At 59.1% G+C, this 21,187-nt stretch carries 20 protein-coding genes; 12 read left to right on the plus strand and 8 right to left on the minus strand.

What is annotated here, in order from left to right; all coding sequences use genetic code 11:
- Positions 1–50: 50 nt before the first annotated feature.
- Both dapD and HMPREF3155_RS12270 read right to left on the minus strand, forming a co-directional pair.
- Positions 51–1,028: a 2,3,4,5-tetrahydropyridine-2,6-dicarboxylate N-succinyltransferase gene (dapD, locus tag HMPREF3155_RS12265; RefSeq protein ID WP_062035452.1), complete on the minus strand. Its 978-nt coding sequence runs from the start codon at positions 1,026–1,028 to the stop codon at positions 51–53.
- 82 nt (positions 1,029–1,110) lie between these two features.
- The gene (locus HMPREF3155_RS12270; RefSeq protein WP_062035450.1) at positions 1,111–2,472 is read right to left on the minus strand and encodes an amino acid permease; all 1,362 of its coding nucleotides are present in this window, start codon (positions 2,470–2,472) and stop codon (positions 1,111–1,113) included.
- 89 nt (positions 2,473–2,561) lie between these two features.
- On the opposite strand from HMPREF3155_RS12270, the gene dapE reads away from it, so the two are divergent.
- From dapE to HMPREF3155_RS12305, 7 genes are all read left to right on the plus strand, one after another.
- A complete protein-coding gene (gene dapE, locus HMPREF3155_RS12275; protein ID WP_062035448.1) occupies positions 2,562–3,662 on the plus strand; it encodes a succinyl-diaminopimelate desuccinylase in 1,101 nt (366 codons plus the stop codon).
- A 5-nt stretch (positions 3,663–3,667) separates the two neighbouring features.
- Positions 3,668–4,432: an LOG family protein gene (locus HMPREF3155_RS12280; RefSeq protein WP_062035446.1), complete on the plus strand. Its 765-nt coding sequence runs from the start codon at positions 3,668–3,670 to the stop codon at positions 4,430–4,432.
- Entirely contained in the window at positions 4,422–5,273 is an 852-nt protein-coding gene (folP, locus tag HMPREF3155_RS12285) for a dihydropteroate synthase (protein ID WP_062035444.1), read from the plus strand. Before HMPREF3155_RS12280 ends, folP begins: the two co-directional genes overlap by 11 nt.
- Positions 5,270–6,004 (plus strand): glucosyl-3-phosphoglycerate synthase, encoded by a 735-nt coding sequence (locus HMPREF3155_RS12290; protein ID WP_070433455.1) that lies wholly within the window; start codon positions 5,270–5,272, stop codon positions 6,002–6,004. Before folP ends, HMPREF3155_RS12290 begins: the two co-directional genes overlap by 4 nt.
- A 3-nt stretch (positions 6,005–6,007) precedes the next feature.
- A complete protein-coding gene (locus tag HMPREF3155_RS12295) occupies positions 6,008–6,289 on the plus strand; it encodes a hypothetical protein (RefSeq protein WP_062035440.1) in 282 nt (93 codons plus the stop codon).
- 79 nt (positions 6,290–6,368) lie between these two features.
- Positions 6,369–6,536: a DUF3117 domain-containing protein gene (locus tag HMPREF3155_RS12300; RefSeq protein WP_005531903.1), complete on the plus strand. Its 168-nt coding sequence runs from the start codon at positions 6,369–6,371 to the stop codon at positions 6,534–6,536.
- Between the two features lie 10 nt (positions 6,537–6,546).
- Positions 6,547–7,413 (plus strand): methyltransferase domain-containing protein, encoded by an 867-nt coding sequence (locus tag HMPREF3155_RS12305; protein ID WP_062035438.1) that lies wholly within the window; start codon positions 6,547–6,549, stop codon positions 7,411–7,413.
- A gap of 113 nt (positions 7,414–7,526) precedes the next feature.
- Here the strand turns inward: HMPREF3155_RS12305 and HMPREF3155_RS12310 are convergent, their stop codons facing one another.
- Together HMPREF3155_RS12310 and glgA are read right to left on the minus strand one after the other, a co-directional pair.
- The gene (locus tag HMPREF3155_RS12310; RefSeq protein WP_070433456.1) at positions 7,527–8,969 is read right to left on the minus strand and encodes a GH32 C-terminal domain-containing protein; all 1,443 of its coding nucleotides are present in this window, start codon (positions 8,967–8,969) and stop codon (positions 7,527–7,529) included.
- A 26-nt stretch (positions 8,970–8,995) separates the two neighbouring features.
- Positions 8,996–10,150: a glycogen synthase gene (gene glgA, locus HMPREF3155_RS12315; protein ID WP_070433457.1), complete on the minus strand. Its 1,155-nt coding sequence runs from the start codon at positions 10,148–10,150 to the stop codon at positions 8,996–8,998.
- A gap of 109 nt (positions 10,151–10,259) precedes the next feature.
- On the opposite strand from glgA, the gene glgC reads away from it, so the two are divergent.
- Positions 10,260–11,477: a glucose-1-phosphate adenylyltransferase gene (gene glgC, locus HMPREF3155_RS12320; protein ID WP_070433458.1), complete on the plus strand. Its 1,218-nt coding sequence runs from the start codon at positions 10,260–10,262 to the stop codon at positions 11,475–11,477.
- An 84-nt stretch (positions 11,478–11,561) separates the two neighbouring features.
- On the opposite strand, the gene HMPREF3155_RS12325 is transcribed toward glgC, so the two are convergent.
- Positions 11,562–12,206, minus strand: coding sequence for an O-methyltransferase (locus HMPREF3155_RS12325; RefSeq protein ID WP_070433459.1), 645 nt, complete (start codon positions 12,204–12,206; stop codon positions 11,562–11,564).
- 152 nt (positions 12,207–12,358) lie between these two features.
- Here HMPREF3155_RS12325 and sigE point away from each other — a divergent pair, with 152 nt between their 5' ends.
- The 3 genes from sigE to HMPREF3155_RS12340 all read left to right on the plus strand — a co-directional run bounded on the left by sigE (position 12,359) and on the right by HMPREF3155_RS12340 (position 14,332).
- On the plus strand, positions 12,359–13,024 hold the full coding sequence (gene sigE, locus HMPREF3155_RS12330; protein ID WP_070433460.1) for an RNA polymerase sigma factor SigE: 666 nt from the start codon (positions 12,359–12,361) through the stop codon (positions 13,022–13,024).
- Positions 13,025–13,151: 127 nt separating this feature from the next.
- Positions 13,152–13,610, plus strand: a complete 459-nt coding sequence (locus HMPREF3155_RS12335; RefSeq protein WP_062039033.1) for an anti-sigma factor family protein — start codon at positions 13,152–13,154, stop codon at positions 13,608–13,610.
- A 104-nt stretch (positions 13,611–13,714) separates the two neighbouring features.
- A complete protein-coding gene (locus HMPREF3155_RS12340; protein WP_061921800.1) occupies positions 13,715–14,332 on the plus strand; it encodes a twin-arginine translocase TatA/TatE family subunit in 618 nt (205 codons plus the stop codon).
- A gap of 32 nt (positions 14,333–14,364) precedes the next feature.
- Here HMPREF3155_RS12340 and HMPREF3155_RS12345 read toward each other — a convergent pair whose 3' ends face one another.
- Entirely contained in the window at positions 14,365–15,501 is a 1,137-nt protein-coding gene (locus HMPREF3155_RS12345) for an Mrp/NBP35 family ATP-binding protein (protein WP_070433470.1), read from the minus strand.
- Positions 15,502–15,634: 133 nt separating this feature from the next.
- On the opposite strand from HMPREF3155_RS12345, the gene HMPREF3155_RS12350 reads away from it, so the two are divergent.
- Entirely contained in the window at positions 15,635–16,420 is a 786-nt protein-coding gene (locus HMPREF3155_RS12350; RefSeq protein WP_070433461.1) for a hypothetical protein, read from the plus strand.
- Positions 16,421–16,538: 118 nt separating this feature from the next.
- Here the strand turns inward: HMPREF3155_RS12350 and HMPREF3155_RS12355 are convergent, their stop codons facing one another.
- Positions 16,539–20,255 (minus strand): multifunctional oxoglutarate decarboxylase/oxoglutarate dehydrogenase thiamine pyrophosphate-binding subunit/dihydrolipoyllysine-residue succinyltransferase subunit, encoded by a 3,717-nt coding sequence (locus tag HMPREF3155_RS12355; protein WP_210385674.1) that lies wholly within the window; start codon positions 20,253–20,255, stop codon positions 16,539–16,541.
- Positions 20,256–20,409: 154 nt separating this feature from the next.
- Positions 20,410–21,177, minus strand: coding sequence for a hypothetical protein (locus HMPREF3155_RS12360; protein ID WP_235591029.1), 768 nt, complete (start codon positions 21,175–21,177; stop codon positions 20,410–20,412).
- Positions 21,178–21,187: the final 10 nt, after the last annotated feature.

Raw genomic sequence — 21,187 nt, forward strand, 5'->3', positions numbered from 1 at the left:
TCGGTCACCCGAATAGTTTAAGCCATGACTAAATCCACGAGTCGGCGGGCTTAGTTCTTGTGCAGATCCTCGTTGAGAGCGATTGCATCAGACTTCCATTCGGTGGCCTCAACGGCGCCGGAAACGGAGTTGCGGCGCAGCAGGAAGCCCGATGCGCCGGAGAGCTGGGAGCCCTTGACGGTGGAGCCTTCCTCCACGCCCAGTGCCTCGGCAACCTTTCCGAAGACGCTTACCTTCGTGCCGGCGGTGACGTAGAGGCCGGCTTCGACAACTGCGTCGTTGCCAAGCGATATGCCGATACCGGAGTTAGCGCCGAGCAGGCAGCGCTCACCGATGGAGATGACTTCCTTGCCGCCACCGGAAAGCGTGCCCATGATGGAGGCGCCGCCGCCGATATCGGAGCCGTCACCGACAACAACTCCTGCAGAGATGCGGCCTTCGACCATGGAGGCGCCCAGGGTGCCAGCATTGAAGTTGACGAAGCCTTCGTGCATGACGGTGGTGCCCTCAGCCAGGTGAGCGCCCAAGCGGACGCGGTCAGCATCGCCGATGCGCACGCCGGTTGGCACAACGTAGTCCACCATGCGCGGGAACTTGTCTACGGAGTAGACGGTGACCGGGCCGCGGGAGGACAGGCGGCCGCGGATCATCTGGAAGTCAGCCACAGCGCATGGGCCGTAGTTGGTCCACACAACGTTGGCCAGAAGTCCGAAGATGCCGTCCATGTTCAGACCGTGCGGCTTGACGGCACGGTGCGAGAGCAGGTGTAGGCGCAGGTATGCGTCATATGCGTCCAGCGGCGCATCATCCAAGTCCTTAATGGCGGTCTCAACCGCCACGCGGGCGACGCCGCGCTCCTCATCCGGGCCCGCCAAGGCGGCGAACTGCTGAGGGGTCTCTTCCAAGCGAGTGGTGCCGGACTCGGTTACCGGGGCGTCATCGCCGATATGAACGGCGGGGAACCACACGTCGAGAACGGTCCCATCGTGGGTAAGGGTGGCAAGGCCGCGTGCGGATGCAGAAGTCATAGCTTTAGGAAAAACCTTCACAAATGCGGGGTAGAGCCTAGCGAAAACTAGGCCATTTCTTTCACCGCTAGAGCATACACAGCTACTTCGACACCGTGTTTACTTGGCGAGGTTTTGTGAGGCGGGACGCAACGATGAGCACGACGGTCAGCGCACTCACTGCAAGGACCTGGTTGCGTGCGGATGGGTCGAAGAGCATGAGAACAACCAATGCGGCAATCGCCAGCAGGGTGGCCCATGGCAGAACCGGGTAGGCGATGACCTCGACGGCGGAAAGCTCACCGTTCTTCTTCATGATTGGGTGCAGCTTCAAGTAGGACAAAACCACGAAGGTCCAGATCACTAGCAGGCAGCCGCCGACTGCATTGAAGAGGAAGGACAGAAGTCCTGGCGGATTCCAGAACTGCAGCAGCACGGAGCCGAATGCGAAAAGCATGGACAAGATGACGGCGAAGACTGGGGAGCCCGATGGGTTCTGCTTTTTAAAGATAGCCGGTGCCGAGCCGTCCTTAGCCATGTCGAAAATTACGCGGGAGGTGGAGTAGATCTGCGCGTTGAATGCAGAAAGCAGGGCCAAAGCGATGATGACTTCCATAAAGCCCGCGGCGAATGGGATTTGCGCGGCCTCTAGCACCAGGGTGAATGGGGAATCGGCGGCTGCATCGGCATCTTGGATGTATTTAAATGGCAAAACCATGGTGATGACCACGATGGCGCCAATGTAGAAGACCATGATGCGGAAGATAACCGCACGCACGGCGGTCGCGACGTTGCGTGCAGGATCCTCCGACTCGGCGGCGGCGATGGTTACCATCTCAATACCGCCGAAGGCGAATGCAACGGCGAGCAATCCGGAAGCAAAGCCCGGCATGCCATTCGGAAGGAAGTTCTCCGTGAAGTTGGTGGTTGCGAGGTCGCCGTTGAAGCCTGGCAGCACGCCAATCAGCATCAGTACGCCCACTGCCAGGAAGGCTAGGATGACGGCCACCTTGATGATGGCGAACCAGAATTCGAACTCGCCGAATCCACGAACGGCTGCAAAGTTGACCACCGCGAAGAAGGAGACTGCGATAAGGGCGGGAATCCACGCTGCGATGTTAAACCAGGAGGCGATGATTGCGGCAGCGCCCGTAATCTCGGCTCCCATCACCATCACTAGCATGAACCAAAACAACCAGCCCAGGGTAAAGCGTGCCCAATTGCCAAAAGCTTGGCCGGCATAGGTGGAAAAGGATCCTAGCGAGGGGCGGGCTGCTGCCATCTCGCCGAGCATCCACATGATGGCGCCGACCAAGAGGCCGGCGACTGCATAGGAAAGCAGAACCGAGGTACCGGACATTTGGATTCCCAGGCCAACGCCTAGAAAGAGGCCTGCGCCAACCGCAGACCCGAGCCCCATCATCGTGAGGTGGCGTGTCTTGAGCTGCTGTGAGGTTTCTGCCATATCGATGCACCTTTTGTGATTTAGAACAAAGTATTGAGAGGTATATTACACAATGCAGCCATCGTGCAAGGTCGCTACGATGGCGCTTTGTGACTTTAGATCTCTTTGCCTCCCCAATCGAATTGACCAAAGCGCTCGTAGACATCCCGAGCCCCTCTCATCATGAGGAGGAGATCGCTGATGCAATAGAGGCAGCCCTACGGGGCCTTGATAATGACAAGATCGAAGTGGTGCGATACGCAAACACCGTCTGCGCCCGCACCAATCGCGGGCTCGAATCCCGCGTGATTCTGGCTGGCCACATCGATACCGTCCCGCTGGCGGATAACGTTCCCCACCACATGGAAGGCGATGTCATGTGGGGCTGTGGCACCGTCGATATGAAGTCTGGCATGGCCGTGTACCTGCACGCTTTTGCTGCGCTTTACGACGCCCCCGACCTCGCCCATGACTTAACAGTCATTGCTTACGAGGGGGAGGAAGTCTCCTCGGAATTTAATGGGCTGGGACATCTGCAAAAAGACCACCCCGAGTGGCTGCACGGCGATCTAGCTCTTTTGGGAGAGCCTTCCGGCGCCATGATCGAGGCCGGTTGCCAGGGTACCATCCGTCTCCGCATCACGGCGCACGGAACCCGCGCTCATTCCGCGCGTGCCTGGCTGGGGTCTAATGCTGCTCATAAACTGGCACCGATCATGGTCAACGTGGCGAACTACGCTCCGCGCGAGGTCACCATTGATGGTTGTACCTATAAGGAAGGTCTCAACATCGTGCATCTGGAATCCGGAGTAGCAACCAACACCATTCCAGATGAGGCATGGATGTTTGTGAACTTCCGCTTCGCGCCAGACCGGAGCTTGCGCGAGGCCATGGCGCATATGCGTGAGGTTATCGGAGAGCATGAAAACGTCACCATTGAGGTTGATGACGAATCCTCCGCAGCCCTTCCAGGCCTGGGCCAGCCCGCCGCTCGCGCGCTTGTCGACGCCGTCGGCGGTAACTTCCGTGCGAAATACGGCTGGACTGACGTTGCTCGTTTTTCCGAGATGGGCACTCCGGCCGTGAATTTTGGCCCGGGTGATCCGGGGTTTGCGCATAAGAAAGACGAGCAGGTTCCAATTGCGCAAATTACTTCCGTGTCCGATGCTTTGATTGAGTATTTAAGCGGCGCAAACGCCAAGGAGGCCTAACCAATATGTCGCCAGAACGTAATCGCACCCTGCGCGGACCATTATTGCTGCGCACCGAGGGCGAGCAGACCTCAACCTATGACCAGCGCCTGCTGGAATCCGGGGCCGACCACGAATGGCAGCACGCGGACCCGTGGCGGGTTCTGCGCATCCAGGGGGAATTCGTCTCGGGTTTTGATGCTTTGGCAAAGCTGCCGAAGGCTGTCACCGTCTTCGGCTCCGCACGTCTGGGCGAGGGCACGCCGGAATATGACTTGGGCGTTCGCGTGGGCAAAGCGCTAACCAATGCCCAGTACGCGGTCATCACCGGTGGCGGCCCAGGACTAATGGAGGCTGCGAATCGTGGTGCTTATGAGGAAAAAGGCCTTTCGGTAGGCCTTGGCATCGAGCTTCCGCATGAACAGGGACTTAACGAATACGTCGATCTGGGATTGAACTTCCGTTACTTCTTTGCCCGCAAGACGATGTTCTTGAAGTATTCCCAGGCTTTTATCTGTCTGCCTGGTGGCATGGGCACCATGGACGAGTTCTTTGAGGTGGCCTGCATGGTGCAAACCGGAAAGGTCACCAATTATCCAATCGTCCTGATGGGCACCGAGTACTGGTCCGGACTCCTAGAGTGGATGAAGTCCACCATGGCAGCACGCGGCCTTATCAGCGCATCAGACATGGACTTGTTCCTGCTTACTGATGACGTCGACGAAGCGGTCGCACACATCGTGAACTCGCACAAGGTGATGAGCGATAAGCGGATTCGTGATGAGCGCTAATCCGCGTAGCGCCAAGTTGGCGCAGGTGATGGCAATTGTCAATCGCACGCCGGATTCGTTCTATGACAAGGGCGCAACCTTCGCCGAAGCTGAGGCCCTTCGCCGCTGTGCCGAGGTGATCGAGCAGGGTGCCAGCATCGTCGACATCGGTGGCGTGAAGGCAGGGCCTGGCGAAGCCGTGGACGCGCAGGAAGAGATCGAGCGCGTGGTTCCCACGATTGCCGCGGCGCACGAGCGCTACCCGGATGTCACCATCTCAGTAGATACATGGCGCGCAAGCGTTGCCGAAGCCGCCATCACAGCCGGGGCGACGCTCATCAATGACACATGGGCGGGCTGGGACCCTGAGCTCATCGAAGTCGCCGGAGAACATAAGGTCGGCTATGTCTGCTCGCATACGGGCGGCGTCACCCCACGCACGCGCCCACACCGCGTGCACTTTGACGACGTCGTAGCGGATGTCATCGCGGAGACGACTGCTCTGGCAGAAAAGGCGGCGAGCCTGGGGTGCCCGGAGGAGCTGGTCTTTATCGACCCAACCCACGACTTTGGCAAGAACACCTTTCACGGGCTGGAGTTGCTGCGCCGCATCGACGAGGTTGTTGCCACGGGCTGGCCGGTACTGATGGCGTTGTCTAACAAGGACTTCGTAGGCGAGACTTTGGACCGCGGCGTCGGCAAGCGCGTGGCAGGGACATTGGCCGCAACCGCGTGGTCGGCGGCGCATGGTGTGGCCGCTTTCCGCGTCCACGAGGTCGCGGAGACCCTCGACGTCATTCGTATGACCGCAGCTATCGAAGGCACGATGGCCCCGCTGAACACCACCCGTGGGCTCGCATGAGCGTTTCTGTCATCATCCCAGCGCTCAACGAGGAAGCAACCGTCGCGAACGTGGTACGAGCCTGTTTGGCAGATGACCCAATGGAGGTCATCGTTGTCGATGCTGACTCCACGGATCACACCGCGCAGCGCGCTGCCGCTGCCGGAGCAAAGGTATACAACTGGCGCGAAATCCTGCCGGAGATTGCGCCGCGGCCGGGCAAGGGTGAATCCCTCTGGCGCGGGGTCGCCGCAGCGCAAGGTGACATCGTGGTCTTCGTTGATGCCGACTTGGAGTCTGCGTGTCCAGGGATGGTCGCGCAGTTGGCTGCGCCGTTTGCGGATCCAGAGATCCAGATGGTCAAAGCTACTTATCGTCGTACCTTCAACGATGCCCCAAGCGGCGGCGGGCGGGTCACGGAGTTGACCGCTAAGCCTTTGCTGCGCACCTTCTTCCCGGAGCTCGGAGATATCGCACAGCCCTTGGGTGGCGAATATGCGCTGCGCACGTCGCTGGCTCGGGCATTGCCATTTGTTGATGGCTACGGGGTGGAAGCCGGGCTGCTTATCGACGTCGCTAAGCGCTGCGGTGTTTCTTCCATCGCCGAAGTAGACCTTGGCGAGCGCATCCACCGCAACCGGCCGCTGCATGAGCTTGCGCCCATGGCTGAGGTGGTCGCGCGCACGATTTTGTCACGCGACGGAGTAATAGGTCCTGTTGCTCAACGTGAACCATCCGGCGGTAAGCTTTAGCCCATGCTGTCGTGGATTTTGCTTATCGTCGTTCTGCTCGCGTTGGTGGTTTTAGGGACATGGGCGTGGGGCTCGATTTTTGGGCGGGGGGAAGTGCTAGACGATCTTGATGAAAAACGCGATGTGTTGGCAAACAATCAGCGAGCGCTTCAAGATGGCAACTTTGATGACATCAAGTTCGACGTCGTTTCCCATGGATACCGCCAATCCCAGGTGGATGCCTTGCTGGCGGAGGTAGAAAAGCGCTACCGAAGCGAGGGCGAAACAGCTAGACCAATTTCGTAACCGCCCCTTGACTAGCAATAAAGGCGTAGAGTGGTTTGGGTAACCCAAAAATTTTACATCCCAAAGGAGCGGTACAGCTATGGCAGCTATGAAGCCACGCACGACAGGTGGGCCAATGGAAGCGGTTGAGGAGTCCCGCAAAATTGTCATGCGAATCCCCTCCGATGGTGGTGGCCGTATTGTTGTGGAGCTCACAAAAGAGGAGGCTGCGGAACTTGGTTCATTGCTGACCGAAGTTTCCAGCTAGTCTTTAAGGCATGCTTTCACACGTCATCGATGTTCTGGCCGACCCAAACGATGGCACCGCGCTAAGCGGCGCCGACGATTTTGCTCGTCTCGTCTCTGAGTCTGGGCACTCTTTTGATGTGGCCAAACAAGGCTATGTCACCCTTGCCCCCGGGGCAGGGCTAAAGCATAAGGGCGATTCCAGTGAGATGGTTTCCGCGCGTGAGACCTTCTTGTCTTTGGGCCACTTCGCCCCATTTGTGGAGGCTGTCACTGGCGCAGTGCAGGACGCACTTGATGCCAACGAGTTGCCTGAGACTGCCGAGCCTATGCTGCTTGAAGTCGGTGCCGGCACCGGCTATTACCTAGCACATACCTTGGATTCCATCGCTGAGGCCCGTGGCGTTGGTTTGGATATTTCCCCACATGCTGCCAAGCATCTGGCAAAGTGCCATCCGCGCGTTGGCGCCGTGGTGGCGGATGTGTGGGAGCGGTTGCCGCTGCAGGATGATTCCATCGATGCGGTATCGGTGGTCTTTGCCCCGCGCAACCCAGCGGAGTTCCAGCGCATCTTGCGTCCAGGCGGCGAGGTCATTGTCTTGACTCCGGACCTCGGCCATCTGGATGAACTGCGCGAGCCGCTGGGAATCTTGGGCGTGGAAGAAGGCAAGATCGAGCGCATGTACGAGCAGGCCGCCGGCTACCTGGAGCAGGCAGCAGATCCGGTTGATATCTCTTATCCGATGACCCTGGATCGCGCCTCTATTGCCGCGCAGGTTGGCATGAGCCCGTCTGCCCGCCACCTTGAAAAGGAAGAGCTTGCTGAGCGCATGGCAAAATTGCCAGAGACCATGCAGGTCACCGCTCATGCCCGCCTGGACCGTCTGCGCGCAGTCTAAATAGCGGTGGGCAAGGCCAAAGGTCTGGCCGGTTGCACAAACAATAGGGAAAGGCAGAGCACAGATGCTCTGCCTTTCCCTATTGTCGCTTTGAGTGTTAAAACACGTCGCGCTTAGAGCTGCGAGCCTTTGCGCTGCCAGGATTGCTCGATGACGGCCTCACCGGCGGTCTCGACCTGGAGATCAGAGCAACCGCCGTCGAAGTAGACGCGGGAGCCCATGGCTACCTGGCCGCCGTCGGCGTAGACCTCTACGGTGGCACCGTCGACCACGACGGTGAGGGAATCGGAATCACCCTCAGCCAAATGCGCTACGGCAGGAGCCGAGTCCTTGAAATAGGAATCGAAAGCAGTGCCCATGGAACGATCTAAGGTCAGTGTGCTGCCAGCATGGGTGATGACTGCCGCGGGCTTGCCGTTGCCGTCGAGCAAGGTGACGGTGACGGAGGAGCCTTCCGGGACATCCATTACGCCGACCCAGGAGCGGGCGCGCTCTGACTGGCGGATGGCATCCGGCAGGCCGCGCGGCGGAGTCTGGAAGAGCTTGCCTCCCTGGAGGGTGATGCGACGCGGCAGTGCGAGGGTATTGGCCCATCCTTCCTCCTCGAAGGAAGGATGCGCTGCAGGATCGTCGCCGCGGCCATTGCCGTTGAGAAGACCCAGGACAACCGCTTCGTCGTAGCGGGTCTCCTGCGGGACGGTGCCCTCGGTGGCGTTGGTGTTGCGCGGGCGGGAGAAATCGTGGCCGAAGTCGATGCGCTGGAAACCGGAGGCGACGGTGAAGGTGGTGCCCTCCAAGCGGCCGACGAGGTAACCGGAGACATCGCGGTTATCGCGCTCAAGGGTAACCAGGAGGACGTCGTAAATGCGCTCATCTACCTCGTCACGCAAGCGGACCAGGCGTGGAGAGACAACCGGTGGAATCGGCGAGTTTGCCGGGACCTCGCCCTCGTTGAAACCAGGATCGCCATTGAACTCGAGCGGGCCTTCCACATCCCAGGTCAAGCCGTCGGCCGAGCGCAGGATAACGGGCAGCGGCGCGTCGGAGTGGCCGGTTAGTGCGAGCATGAGCCAGCCCTCGTGGCCTTCATCGCGGTCGGCCGCGACCCAGTCTGGAACCACGGAAGGCGAGCGGAAGCGGGAGTAATTGGTGACGTTGGCGGCTACCTCGCCATAGCGCACGACATTCGGGTCTAGTGCGTTGGAGTCATCCGAAATTTCGCAGACATCGTTGAAATCGGTGTAGCGTGCTAAACGCACCGAGGTGCCGGTGGAAGTCACGGAGGTGAAGTAGAGGTTGATAGCATCTTCGCCCGCGGCTACAGAACCGGCGCGCAAGGAAAGCTCACCGCCGACAGGGGCAAGTGCGTCGTCGCACTCCAACCAATCGAATGGAAATTCTTCAGAATAGTTGTGTCCCCAGCGCGCCGGGGCGGAAAGTTCGTGGCGGTACTGGAAAAACAGGTGCCACGTATTGCCGTCTAGCAGCACGCCGGCCGGAGCCTCGAGGACTCCAGACTCAGGGGTGAAGTGCAGTTCGGGGCGATGGGTTGTCACAAAGTGCCTTTCTAAAGATTCTCGATTTAAATCAGTGCGCGGTAAATATCTACGGTCTGGGAGGCGATGGTGGCCCACGAGAACTTCTCCACAGCTCGCGTGCGGCCGGCTTGGCCGAATGCGGTTGCGTGCTCCTTGTCGGCGACGACCTGGTTGACGGCAGCAGCGAGGTTGGCCTCGAAGTCAGCGACCGCATTTTCGTCGTAGTGGACGAGGATTCCGGTCTCACCGTCGACGACAACCTCGGGGATTCCTCCGACGTCAGATGCAACTACTGCAGTCCCGCACGCCATGGCCTCCAAGTTAACGATTCCCAAAGGCTCGTAGATAGAAGGACACACGAAGACGTCGGCGCCAGAGTACACCTCTTGGATGAGGCTGCGAGAGAGCATTTCCTGCACCCAGAACACGCCGTCGCGGTTGGCCTGCAGGTCTTCGACCAAAGCTGCGGTTTCCGCGGCGATTTCTGGAGTATCGGGAGCGCCTGCGCACAGCACCAGCTGGACGTCTGAATCAAACTGGGCCGCGGCCTTCAGCAGGTGCTTCACGCCCTTTTGGCGGGTGATGCGGCCGACGAAGGCAACGATGGGGCGCTGCTTGTCGACGCCGAGTTTGTCCAGGTAGTCTGCCTCGCGCGGCTGCCACAGCTCGGTATCGATGCCATTGAGCACAACATGCACCTTGGACTCATCGATGCGGGGATAAGCATCCAGAATGGAGGCTTTCATGCCGGCGGAAACCGCGATGACGCCGTCGGCGTATTCCATGGCGTTTTTCTCGGACCACGAGGAAATCTCGTAGCCGCCACCGAGCTGCTCACGCTTCCATGGGCGGTGCGGCTCCAAAGAGTGGGCGGTGACCACATGCGGGATGTCGTAGAGGCGGGCGGCGAGATGGCCGCCGAGGCCGGAGTACCAGGTGTGGGAATGCGCGATATCAATATCGGAAGCTGCATTAGCCATGCGCAGACCCGTGGAAAGAGTTTGGATGGCGGGGTTGGCTGCGGAAAGTTCTGGATCAACGCCGTGGTTGAAGACGTCCTTTTCCTCGCGTGGGCCACCCATGCAGTGAACGGAAACATCGATTAACTCCCGCATGAAGCGGGTTAGCTCGGCGACGTGCACGCCAGCGCCACCGTAAATCTCAGGTGGGTATTCCTTGGAAAAAATTCCGGCTCTCATGTCCTCCCAGAATACGGAGAAAATCCATACCGTGCAGAAAATTCCCGTGGGGGTAGTTTCTGACCTATTTCCTCTGCGAAGCGGCCTAAAACTGAATAGGTTGGAACATGTGAAAACCCAGCCTAATGTCCTCGCCATTGTCCTCGCCGGCGGTGAAGGCAAGCGCCTATTCCCCCTTACGGAAGATCGCGCAAAGCCCGCCGTCCCCTTCGGCGGCTCCTACCGTCTCATCGACTTCGTCCTGTCTAACCTCGTCAACGCGGGCTACCTCAAGATTGCGGTGCTCACCCAATACAAGTCCCATTCCCTCGACCGCCACATCTCGCAGGCTTGGAATTTGTCTGGCCCGACTTCCCAGTACATCGCCTCCGTGCCCGCCCAGCAGCGTCGCGGTAAGCGTTGGTACAACGGTTCCGCCGACGCTATTGTCCAGTCGCTTAACTTGATTTATGACGAAAAGCCGGACTATGTCATCGTCTTCGGCGCCGACCACGTCTATCGCATGGACCCGCAGCAGATGGTTCAGGAACACATCGCTACTGGGCTCGACTGCTCCGTGGCGGGCATTCGCGTGCCGCGTAGCGAGGCCACCGCATTTGGCTGCATTCAGGCAGACGGCATGGGAACCATCACGGAGTTTTTGGAAAAGCCGGATAATCCGCCTTCGACTCCGGATGATCCGAACATGACCTATGCGTCCATGGGTAACTACGTCTTTACGGCCGATGCTCTGATTGAGGCCCTGCTCAAGGACGAGGAGAACGAAAACTCCGACCACGACATGGGCGGCGACATCATTCCGTACTTTGTGGAGCGCGGGCAGGCGCATGTTTATGACTTCATGGCGAATGACGTGCCAGGTTCCACTGAGCGCGACCATGGTTATTGGCGCGATGTGGGCACCATCGATTCTTTCTACGAAGCGCACATGGACTTAATTTCGGTGCACCCGATTTTTAATCTTTATAACAATCATTGGCCCATCCACTCCACGGATGAGTCCAACCTTCCGCCAGCGAAGTTCGTCCAAAACGGCATCGCGCAGTCTTCCATGGTGGCCCCCGGCTGCATCATCTCCGGCGGCACCGTGCGCAACTCTGTGCTGTCCTCGGACGTGCATGTGGCCGACGGAGCTTCAGTAGAAGGCTCGGTGCTGCTGCCAGGCGTGCGCGTGGGCAAGGGCGCGGTTGTCCGCCATGCCATTTTGGATAAGAACGTGGTGGTTTCCGAAGGTGCCATCATCGGCTGCGACCGCGAGCGCGACGAGTCCCGCTTTAAGGTCTCTGCCGGCGGCGTTGTCGTCGTGGGCAAGAACGAAACCGTCTAGCGCACCGCGGCGGGGAGAAAACACAGAAGCCTCACACGAGATGAAGGGGCAGCCGCCTGTATCTCGTGTGAGGTTTCTACTTTCTTAGCGCTTGGTGATAAGCGTTAGGCCGGAACCCAGTGGTAGACGGGTTACTACGGCGTCTTCGAGTGAGCGGGCGAGCTCGTCTGCTTCTCGGGCAGCGGCAGTGTCGCGGTCGCTGCGGGTGGTGTCGGCGAGGGTGCCATCCAACAAAGAGTTCGCGAGAACCAGCGTGCCGTTCTTACGCAGCAGTGGGAAAGCGGCGTTGATAAGAGCCGGCATATCCAGCGCGGGAACGTCTGCGAAGATCAATTGATAAGAATCGGTGGCGAGACGTCCCATGACCTCCAGAGGATGGGAGGGCAAAAAGCGCGCGCGGGTGGTGGCAAAGCCAGCCTCACGGAAGGTGGACTTCGCCATGGCCTGATGCTCTGCCTCCGGATCGATGCAGGTGACGATTCCATTGTTAGGCAGGCCCTGCAGGAGGTAGATTCCGGCTACAGCAGCAGCCGGAGTAATGGCGATGGCCTGGGGGCGATCAGCGCCAGAGCTGGCTGCGGAAAGGGAGGAAAGAAGCTGCCCGGTTGCTTCGTCCGGTACGGACAAGCCAAATTCCTCGGCATGGGAACGGGCCCCGGCGAGTGCCGTAGAAACTTCGCTGGTGGATTCGATGTAAGAACGCAGTGCGTCGTATGCCGTATTAGTCACAACCTAAACCATAGGTAATTTTCTGTGTATGCGGTGTCAAGACGCCAGGATTGTTACTGATGAGGTAGAAGTTTTTGTTTTTCGGTGACGCTCACAGTCACTTCGCAGAGTACTGTCTGGCGTTTTGAAGCTCGGTATAGGAAGATGAAAGCATGAAAAGGAAGCATCGCGTCGATTCGTCTTTGCGCCAGGAAACTGGTGTGGCCACTAGCCCAACGGAGCCTCACGTCGCTGCTTCCGAAGAACTCAGCGGCACAGCCGCGTTCGACGCCGGCCAGGCTGCGATGCCTTCGTGGTCGGAGCTCGTGGACGAGCATGCAGACTCCGTTTACCGCCTGGCATACCGCTTGTCCGGTAACCAGCATGATGCAGAGGACTTGACCCAAGAGACCTTCATGCGTGTGTTCCGCTCGCTTGATAAGTATCAGCCCGGTACTTTCCGCGGCTGGTTGCACCGGATTACCACCAACCTCTTCTTAGATATGGTCCGCCATCGTGCCAAGATACGGATGGAGGCCCTGCCGGAAGATTATGAGCGCGTGCCCGGCACCGATATGACCCCGGAGCAAGCTTATACCGTGGCCAACTTGGACCCGATCTTGCAAAAGGCGCTCGACGAGCTGGCCCCTGACTTCCGTGTAGCAGTTGTTCTGTGTGACGTCGTGGGAATGAGCTACGACGAAATCGCAGAGACCCTGGGCGTGAAGATGGGTACCGTTCGTTCGCGCATCCACCGCGGCCGTGCACAGCTGCGCGCGGCTCTCGAAACCGCCGCGCAGACCAACGACGAAGCCCGAGTTTTGCTCCGTAGCCGCTAGGCCGCCCACGCTAAAGTGCAATGAGGTCTATTGTGGAGACTAATTAACGAACCCAACGTTCGATAGAAAGGTAGGTGGCAAAACTCCCGTGGAGGATTCTGCACATCAGCACCGCGCCTCGTTTCATATGCGTGGAGTAGAAGGCGCCACCACCACCTTTGACAAGACTCTTGCCAAGGCCCGTGATAAGGCCAAAGCAAGGGCTCGGCGGGCTGATTCCATTGGGCACTTAGGCCCCGAAGCTGTGGCAGCCTTCGTCGATGGCGAGATGGATCCCAAAGCCACTCATCGTGTGCATGTTCACCTGGTGCACTGCGCTGAATGTCGCGCCGACGTCCGTGAGCAGCGCCGTGCTTCCCAGTGGGTGCGCAACTGCAACGTTGACCACCAAGTGCGTGCACCGAAAGATTTGATGGCCAAGCTGGCCGGAATCGCAGCTGAAGCAGCTGACGAGGACGCCGCCACACCTGAAAAAGGGCGAAACAATTTCAGCGCACACGGCGGTACCAGTGGCGTCGGCGAGCGCGATATCCTTGACAAGGTCGAGATGGTCATTCGCGCCATCAAGCACAATCAGAGGCGTTAATGCAGTGGCGCTAAGTGGCGCTATTAGCAGCGGAGTCAAGGCGAATGAGGTTGGTGCCCGTTTCACATAGCGCACAGGCGCTAACGGAGGGCTAAGATAGCATAGTGTTTTCTTCAATCGGTTGGACAGAGATTGCCGTCATCGTGCTTCTTGGCATCGTGATCATCGGTCCAGAGAGGCTCCCCGGCGTAATCATGGATGTCCGTGCGGCAATCTATGCTGCGCGTAAGGCAATCAACAATGCCAAGGCCGAACTACAAGGTGAAATGGGCGGCCTGAGCGAGGAATTTGAAACTTTGCGTGGCCCCATCAGCCAGGCCGCCGAATGGACGCGCTTGGGCCCACGCGGTGCTATCACCAAGGCTCTTTTTGACGGAGACGATTCCGCTTGGGATGATTTCGACCCGCGCAAGCTGACAGAGGGAATGGGCAAACCGCATCTAAGCGCGGGCGATGAGCAAGCGCACTCCGCAGCGCAGCGCGGTGCTTCCGGGCCACGTGCCCAACACAGTCAGCGCAGTCAACAGGCGAATTCAGGTCAGCAGGGCCAGCAGCGCCCGACCTTCGACTACTCCCAGATTTACGCGGCACCGGCACAACCGCAGCAGAGCTCGGCTCAACAGCCGCAGGCACCTACGCCAAAGTCGGCGCCAAAGTCGGCACCAACTGCGGCAAATGACAACGCAGAAGGAACCGGCTTTTCTTGGGCTGATGTTACCTAAGCAGTAACTGCTTTAGGCGTCTGCCTAATTTTTTAGTGGCGGGTAACGCCCAGACCTAAGGTCTTGCCCACCAGAGAGTCGTTGCGGATGGCGAGCTTATCCGCTAGCTGCTTGATTGCCGTTGCAGAAGGAGAATCCGGGGCGGCGGTGATGATTGGTTCGCCGGCATCGCCGCCGGTGCGCAGAGCCGGATCGAGCGGCACCTCAGCCAAGACAGGCACCTCGTAGCCCAAGATGGTGCTAAGGCGCTCTGCTACAACCTTGCCGCCGCCGGTACCAAAGATATCCATCGTGGAACCGTCAGGCAGCACCATGGCGCCCATGTTCTCAATAACGCCGGCTACGCGCTGGCGAGTCTGCTGCGAGATGGAGCCTGCACGCTCTGCCACCTCCGCGGCTGCTGCCTGCGGGGTAGTGACGATGAGCAGCTCGGCGTTCGGGATGAGCTGAGCCACGGAAAGCGCGACGTCGCCAGTGCCGGGTGGGAGATCGAGCAGTAGAACGTCCAGATCGCCCCAGAAGACGTCAGCCAGGAATTGCTGCAGCGCGCGGTGCAGCATCGGGCCGCGCCAGACCACAGGGGCGTTGCCCTCGACGAATTGGCCAATGGAGATGTGCTTGATGCCGTGGGAAATTGGTGGCAGCAGCATTTCATCATCAATGACGGTGGGGCCGGCGGTCGAACCCAGCAGGCCCGGTACGGAGTGGCCGTAGATATCGGCGTCGACAATGCCAACTTTTAAGCCCTTGGCCGAAAGCGCGGCTGCGAGGTTGACGGTGGTGGAGCTCTTGCCGACGCCGCCTTTACCAGAGGCCACCGCGAACACGCGCGTGGTGGATTCTGGCTTGGCGAAAGGAATCTCCGGCTCAGCCTGGCCGCCGCGCAACTTCTGCTTTAAAGCGCGACGCTGTTCATCGCTCATGGCATCCATGGTCACGCTGACATTGCCAACGCCCTCGATGTCCTCGAGGACGGCTCGAGTGTTGGCTTCGATGGTGTTTTTCATCGGGCAGCCGGCAATGGTCAGATAGATTTCGACGCTGACGTCATTGCCGTCGATGGCGACGGATTTCACCATGTCGAGCTCGGTGATAGGGCGGCCGATTTCTGGGTCTTCAACCCGGCTAAGGGCCTCCCGAACGGCGGATTCAGTAATAGCGCTAGTCATAACCCAACCCATCTTAGCCCCTTATTAAATACAGGAAAACGCTGGGATAAGGCGGCGTCGGAAAGCCCAGCAGTGCCGTGTAGAATTTTAGGAATATTTAGGAAGAACCATAACTTTAAGGAGAACTGTGCCGATGCGATCCCGCCGCCTTGTAGCGACGCTAGCGACTGCCGGACTGGCATTGGCTGCATTGAGCTCCTGCACCAAATTTGATCCTTCGGCGGATGAAAAGCCTGGCTTGCACCAAGCGGTAACCATATCCGTCAACCCAAAGTCCAAGCGGCAGCTGTTGCTCGCTGAGTTGTATAAGCAGACTTTGGAGTCCCAGGGCAGAGCCGCAAATGTGGCCAGTAATGAGGAACTGGAGGCCACCTCTGCTAACGAGCAGAACCTCCCGCTTATCGAGAGCGGCGACGGCGCAACGAACTTCTACATCGGTTGCACCGGTGAATTGCTCGATGCCTTCAACCCTGTTGCCGCACGCGAGATTTCGAAGCGCTACGAGGAAGACCAAAAGGACCCCTCGGGCGAGGATTTCTTGGCTACTACCCACGTGGCGCTGATGAATGCGCTACCGCCGGACCTCGCGGTGGTAGCGCCTTCCAGCGCGCAGGGGTGCAAGGAAGCGGAGCCGGATCTGCCGCAGAACTACGTCGTGGTTTATTACAAGGGTCTTTTTGACCGTGAGGAACGCCTCGCAGTGTCTTCCCTGACCAAGTTTTTGACCGATGGGGAAATCCGTGAGCTGCTGGAAAAGACCGACGAGTCCGGTTCTCTGGAGCAAACCGTAAGTGATTGGAACTCGCAATCCAATGCGGGCACAGTCATGGATACCGGCGGTGATTCCAACTCTTCCGGAGGATCCGATCTGACCTCCGGCGATGAGAAAAAGGACAATTCGAGCAAGCCGAAGTCCTAGCTTGGCTGCTGAGCAGCTCCTCGTAGAGCTTGCTTTTTCGAAAATATACTAAAGCGCCCTTGCTACCTCTATTCGAGGCGGCAAGGGCGCTTTAGCCGTTATATCTGGCTTTTAAGCCTTAGACATCGAAGGCCTCTTCAAGCAGCTTCTTCTGCTCGATCTGGTGGACCTTGGCGATACCGGTTGCAGTCGAGGACTGCGCACGGCGAGATACGCGGACCATTTCCGGCATATCCGGAATGAGCTCACGCAGGTGCTCGTTGTAGAAAGGCCATGGGCCCTGGTTTGCTGGTTCGTCTTGGACGAAGCGAACCTGGGTGGCATTGGGGAAGGCCTTGAATGCCTCTGCGAGACGGTTGAACGGAATCGGATGCAGCATCTCGAGGCGGACGATTGCGACGTCATCGCGGCCGTCTGCTTCCTTCTTCTTAGCCAGCTCCCAGTAGAGCTTGCCGGAGACCAGCATGATGGTCTTGACCTTCTCGGCGTCGCCTACAACCTTGCCCTCGTGGTCAACGAAGTTCGGGTCATTGATGACGGACTGGAAGTGCTTGATTTCGGTGAACTCGGAGATAGCAGAAGCGGATGCCTTGTTACGCAGCATGGACTTCGGAGTAAAGACGACCAGCGGACGCTTCATGGAGCCCAGCGCCTGGCGACGCAGCAGGTGGAAGTGGTTAGCCGGGGTAGAAGGCTGAGCCACCGTCATGGAGCCCTCAGCGCACAGCTGCAGGTAACGCTCGATGCGGGCAGAGGAGTGGTCTGGGCCTTGGCCCTCGTAGCCGTGCGGCAGCAGCAGAACCAGGCTGGAGAGCTGGCCCCACTTTGCCTCACCGGAGGACAGGTACTCGTCGATGATGGTCTGTGCACCGTTTGCGAAGTCACCGAACTGTGCCTCCCATGCAACGAGTGCGTCCTGGTTACCCACGGAGTAGCCGTACTCGAAGCCCATGCCTGCGTACTCGGTCAGGGCGGAGTTGTAAATCAGGAAGCGGCCGCCGTTGCCCTTGGTCTGAGCCAGGTAGTTCAGCGGGTTGTACTCGGAGCCATCGCGCGGATCGACCGGGATAGCGTGGCGCTGGGTGAAGGTACCGCGGCGGGAATCCTCACCGGCCAGGCGGACCAGCTTGCCCTGGTTAGCCAGGGAGCCGAAGGCGATAAGCTCGCCCCAGCCCCAGTCGATGCCGCCCTCGGTGGAGGTCTTCAGGCGTTCCTTGGCAACGCGGGCAACACGCTTGTGGTACTCGAAGCCCTCTGGGCCGTTGGCGTAGGCCTGGCCAATTTCCTCGATCTCCTCGGCGGTGATGGAGGTATCCAGACCGTGGGTCAGCTCCTGCGCAGAGGTGATACCGTGCTGCTCGCCAGGGGCACCGGCCTCCGATTCCTTGACCTCGGTGAAGACGGATTCCATCTGGTCGTGGAAGTCACGAGCTGCAGCCTCAGCGTCTGCTTCGGACAGGTCGCCACGGCCGATGAGCTCCTCGGTGTAGATCTCACGGACAGACTTGTGGTCATCGATGATGGAGTACAGCTCCGGCTGGGTCATCGAAGGATCATCTGCCTCGTTGTGGCCGCGCAGGCGGTAGCAGATGAGATCGATGAAGACGTCCTTGCCGAACTTGCGGCGGTACTCAGTAGCCAGCTGGCCAACCCAGACAACTGCCTCTGGGTCGTCACCGTTGACGTGGAATACCGGGCAATCGAAGCCCTTTGCCAGGTCGGTGGCGTAGTGGGTAGAACGTGCGGAATCCGGGGTAGTGGTGAAGCCCACCTGGTTGTTGACCACGATGTGGACGGTACCGCCGGTGGTGTAACCACGCAGCTGGGACAGGTTGATGGTCTCCTGAACAATGCCCAGGCCGTTGAAGGAGGAGTCACCGTGCAGCATGACTGGGACAACGGAGAAGCCGTCCTGGCCCTTGTCCAGCAGGTCCTGCTTAGCGCGGGCGATGCCCTCCAAGACTGGGTCAACGGCCTCGAGGTGAGACGGGTTAGCAGCCAGGCTGACGTCGATTTCGCCGTCACCGAACATCTGGATGTGGTGACCCTGGGAACCCAAGTGGTACTTAACGTCACCGGAGCCACCGAGCTGGCCACCCTTGTAGTTGCCGTCGAACTCGCCGAAGAGGTCAGCCAGTGGCTTGCCAACAATGTTGAACAAGACATTCAGGCGGCCACGGTGCGGCATGCCGATGACGACCTCGTCGAGGCCCTGGCCCGCAGCAGTGTCCACGATGGCATCCATCAGCGGGATGAGGGACTCAGCTCCCTCGAGGGAGAAGCGCTTCTGGCCGACGTACTTGGTGTGCAGGAAGTTTTCGAATGCCTCAGCAGCGTTGACCTTCTGCAGGATGTACTTCTGCTCAGCGTTGGATGGCTTTGGCATGCCAGCCTCGAGGCGATCCTGCAGCCAGCTGCGCTCATCGCGGTCCAAGATGTGGGCGTACTCGGAGCCGACCTTCAGCGTGTAAGCATCACGCAGACGCTTGACGACGTCGCGCAGCTTCATGGTCTCCTGGCCACCGAAGCCGCCGACGTTGAAGGTGCGGTCCAGATCCCAGATCGACAGGCCGTGGGTCTTAAGGTCAAGGTCGCGGTGATCCGGCCAAGGCAGGCCCGGCTGACGCCAGCCAAGTGGGTTGACGTTGGCGAGGAGGTGGCCGCGGGAGCGGTAAGCCTCGATGTACTGCATGACGCGGGTGTTCTTGTCCACGCCGGTGTTCGGGACATCCTGTGCCCAGCGGAATGGCTGGTAAGGAACGCCCATGGACTCAAACAGCTCGTCCCAGAAGCGATCATCGGTGATCAGCTGGCCCAAGGTGCGCAGGAACTCGCCGGACTCCGCGCCCTGGATGACGCGGTGATCGTAGGTGGAGGTCAGAGTGACCAGACGGCCTACACCCATGTCAGCCAGACGGTCCTCGGAGGTGCCGGCGAACTCAGCCGGGTAATCCATGGAGCCGACGCCGATGATGGCGCCGGAGCCCTTGGTCAGGCGGGCGATGGAGTGGCGGGTGCCGATGCCGCCCGGGTTGGTGAGGTTGATGGTGACGCCGGAGAAGTCATCCATCGTGAGCTTGTTTTGGCGGGAGCGGTTGACGATGTCCTGGTATGCGTCAACGAACTCGGAGAAGGACATCTTCTCGGCTTCCTTGACCGCTGCCACAACGAGTGCGCGGGAGCCATCTTTCTGCGGGAGGTCGATAGCGAGGCCCAGGTTGACGTGCTCTGGCTGTACGACAGTCGGCTTGCCGTCCTTGACCTCGTAACGGACGTTCATGTCGGGGTGGATCTGGGTCGCCTTGACCAAGGCGTAGCCCAAGATGTGGGTAAAGGAAATCTTGCCACCGCGGGTGCGCTTGAGGTGATCGTTGATCATCGCGCGGTTTTCCCACATCAGCTTGACTGGAACGTCGCGCACGGTGGTTGCGGTTGGAATCTCGAGGGACTCGTCCATGTTCTTAGCGATTGCCTTGAACATGCCCTTGAGCTGACGCTCGCCAGCCTCCGGAGCCTCGCCGATGCGATCGAGCGGGGAATCTGGGTAGTTCTTCTTGGAGTCAGAATCCTTGCCTGGCTTCTCTGCTACCTTCGCTGGCTTTGCTGCTGGCGCACCGTTCGGGGTAGCAGAATCTGCAGCTGGCTTCGCCGGAGTGGACTTCTTCGCGGAGGATTGTGCAGCGGCTGCTGGGGCAGAAACCGCGTTCTTCGGTGCTCCGTTGGCCTCAAAGTAATCGCGCCACTCCTTATCTACGGAGTTGGGATCCTTTGAGTACTGCTGGAACTGTTCGTCAATCAGCCACGCATTGGGGCCGAAAATGCTCGAGTTGCTCACGGCAGGAATTCGCCTCATTTCCTTGTTAATTACGGTTCGTTAATGGGACTTTAGTAGGGCCTTTGCGCGGGTGCACACAGCACCCCGAAAAGTGTCTTCAACCATGATACGTTCCGAGTTGTTTTGCTCACTAGGTCAGGGGTGAAAGCGCCCCTTATGAGGTGGGCAAAGGCGAAAGTTGCTCGCCAGCATGCTCAATTACCTTCTTGGCAAGTTTCCGGTTGGCAGAAGTGCCGAGCACTGCACCGATGCCCATTGGCATCAGCTTGGAGACCCATGCCCATTTCAGGCGCTTGGTTACCTGCTTGGCAAAAAGCTTGGTGAGACGGCCGTTGAGACCGCTTAGGGTTGGGCCGGTAAAGCGCGACAGGGTGGCTGCGGAAGTAACGCCCTTGACGGTGCCCATGTCGCCGACCAAGGTGTCAACCAAGGCGCTGCCCTTAGAACCGGTCAGCACCAGCAGAACCAGGGCACGGCGCCGTTCTTCGTCTTCTATGTTGTCACCGCGCAGGTAAGCAGAAGACAATACGTACCAGGAGGCAGCTTCCAGGAAAACCACGGATTCTGCCGCGATAGCAGCGATGCCGGCGATGGTGCCTACACCCGGAACTGCGGCGGAAGCACCGGCAGCAGCACCAGTGCCAGAGACTAGGTTAAGCAAGTGCTTATCGAGGATTGCTTGGATTTGTGCTGGGCTTGACTCCGGATTGCGTTTGCGAAGGCCATCAACGTATTTCTTGATAACACCAGACTGCGCTGCGACTGCTTTGTCTAGGCCATCTAAAAGCGCGTTGGTGACGCGGTTGGCTTCCTCCGGGTTGATCTCATAAACATTGTCGGAGTTGGTGGGATTTGCCGGGCCCGTCGCGTTGTTAGAAACCCTCTTTTCAATTGCGCCTTTTGCCTTATCTAAAATGCTCATCTTCTAAATC

The organism is Corynebacterium sp. HMSC06D04, assembly GCF_001807315.1.
In the GTDB taxonomy this organism is placed as follows: domain Bacteria; phylum Actinomycetota; class Actinomycetes; order Mycobacteriales; family Mycobacteriaceae; genus Corynebacterium; species Corynebacterium simulans.

What these genes read in the sequence shown, in the direction of transcription:
- HMPREF3155_RS12280 (WP_062035446.1), top strand. Translation starts at nt 3,668, where the DNA reads ATGTCGCCAGAACGTAATCGCACCCTGCGCGGACCATTATTGCTGCGC.
- HMPREF3155_RS12305 (WP_062035438.1), top strand. Translation starts at nt 6,547, where the DNA reads ATGCTTTCACACGTCATCGATGTTCTGGCCGACCCAAACGATGGCACC.
- folP (WP_062035444.1), top strand. Translation starts at nt 4,422, where the DNA reads ATGAGCGCTAATCCGCGTAGCGCCAAGTTGGCGCAGGTGATGGCAATT.
- dapD (WP_062035452.1), bottom strand. Translation starts at nt 1,028, where the DNA reads ATGACTTCTGCATCCGCACGCGGCCTTGCCACCCTTACCCACGATGGG.
- HMPREF3155_RS12335 (WP_062039033.1), top strand. Translation starts at nt 13,152, where the DNA reads ATGCGTGGAGTAGAAGGCGCCACCACCACCTTTGACAAGACTCTTGCC.
- HMPREF3155_RS12295 (WP_062035440.1), top strand. Translation starts at nt 6,008, where the DNA reads ATGCTGTCGTGGATTTTGCTTATCGTCGTTCTGCTCGCGTTGGTGGTT.
- HMPREF3155_RS12360 (WP_235591029.1), bottom strand. Translation starts at nt 21,177, where the DNA reads ATGAGCATTTTAGATAAGGCAAAAGGCGCAATTGAAAAGAGGGTTTCT.
- HMPREF3155_RS12345 (WP_070433470.1), bottom strand. Translation starts at nt 15,501, where the DNA reads ATGACTAGCGCTATTACTGAATCCGCCGTTCGGGAGGCCCTTAGCCGG.
- HMPREF3155_RS12350 (WP_070433461.1), top strand. Translation starts at nt 15,635, where the DNA reads ATGCGATCCCGCCGCCTTGTAGCGACGCTAGCGACTGCCGGACTGGCA.
- HMPREF3155_RS12300 (WP_005531903.1), top strand. Translation starts at nt 6,369, where the DNA reads ATGGCAGCTATGAAGCCACGCACGACAGGTGGGCCAATGGAAGCGGTT.
- HMPREF3155_RS12270 (WP_062035450.1), bottom strand. Translation starts at nt 2,472, where the DNA reads ATGGCAGAAACCTCACAGCAGCTCAAGACACGCCACCTCACGATGATG.
- HMPREF3155_RS12290 (WP_070433455.1), top strand. Translation starts at nt 5,270, where the DNA reads ATGAGCGTTTCTGTCATCATCCCAGCGCTCAACGAGGAAGCAACCGTC.
- glgA (WP_070433457.1), bottom strand. Translation starts at nt 10,150, where the DNA reads ATGAGAGCCGGAATTTTTTCCAAGGAATACCCACCTGAGATTTACGGT.
- sigE (WP_070433460.1), top strand. Translation starts at nt 12,359, where the DNA reads ATGAAAAGGAAGCATCGCGTCGATTCGTCTTTGCGCCAGGAAACTGGT.